Below are 1,291 nucleotides of genomic sequence, written 5' to 3'. Positions count from 1 at the left end.
TTCTCAATACCCTGCCCGTCATTGTCAGCGATACCATTGCCGATATGTGACACCTGACGGTTGTATTGCGCAAGTTCACCGCTATCAGAGGAAATCGTGATAGAGGCTCCATTTGCTAAATGCTCAATACGGGAATGTGATGGTCCACCATCCTCACTTAATCCCCAGTTATTGAAATCTGATGTAGATTCTGAGCCATTAGGCGTATTTGGACGATCTTTGATACCTAATAAGAAGCCAACATTATCAGCTTCATAGTAAAGACTGTCTTTGTCATAAAGCGTATCGCTTACTTCTTTAATTTCGTGCAACTCACCGTCACTATCTTTAAAGAACAACGTACCTGATGTTGGCAGTTCAGTAATCCGGACATGTAGATCGTTGCCTTTTAAGTCGTCTTCAACATCCGCGATATGATCCTTAGAGTCACCGCTCCCCAGAGGTTTAGTATCGGTATCAAACACAACGTGCGTAAGCTGATCATCGACGACATGCGTAAAGTCTTCACTTTCAGGCTTGTCGTTTACTGGTGTCACATTGACAGTGACGGTGGTAGATTCGGATACACCACCTGATGTCACGACATAAGTGAACGTATCTTCTCCGACGTAGTTATCATCTGGTGTGTAGGTCACCGTACCATCGTTGTTTACGATGACGGTACCATTTTTAGGACCATTCTCAGCGTCCAGAGACACCACTTTATCTTTGCCTTCAAACGTGTCGTTACCTAAGACGTTAATGATGGTTGGTGTGTCTTCGACTACATCCGCGCTATCAGCCTCGATGTCGACTACTGGTGCAACCGTAAAGTCCACCGTTTGGTTAACGCTTTCACCGCTTGGGTCTTTAGCTGTAAGCGTAATTGTCTCTTTGCCATTCCAATCCGCAGTCGGAGTGATGGTAGCAACGCCACTCACAATAGAGATTTGGATGCTGTTATTGCCAGAAACTGAGAATTCTAGCGAGGAATCAGAATCTTTGAATACTTCATTCAAGTCGATCGTGTATGCATCGAAATCTTCCGATAACACTTGGTCTGCAATGGCATTTTCAACAGTCGGTGCATCGTTAACACGATTCACAACCAAACTATCACTGTCGTTAGCTGTTGGATTAACACCATCCGATACTGACGCACTGATAGTCAGATCTTTAAGGTTGAGTTCGTCGTTGTTAACCGCGTCAACACCCGCTTGAGTCAGTTTGACTTCATCGCCAACTAACACAAAGTAACCGTTTGAGTTGTTTTCTAAAGAAACGGTTAATTGCTCTTCTGGCGTATCGGTAT

The 1,291-nt window shown here is 44.3% G+C and carries 1 protein-coding gene; it reads right to left on the bottom strand.

Annotation, left to right across the window (positions count from 1 at the left end; genetic code table 11):
- A partial coding sequence (locus R7Q38_RS23640; RefSeq protein ID WP_318114499.1) for an Ig-like domain-containing protein occupies positions 1-1,291 on the bottom strand: 1,291 nt, incomplete at both ends.

The organism is Vibrio sp. Vb0598 (genome assembly GCF_033338935.1).
GTDB classification, from domain to species: domain Bacteria; phylum Pseudomonadota; class Gammaproteobacteria; order Enterobacterales; family Vibrionaceae; genus Vibrio; species Vibrio alginolyticus.
Note: the sequence above shows the minus strand (reverse complement) of the source record. Positions and strands in the feature narration are given on the sequence as shown.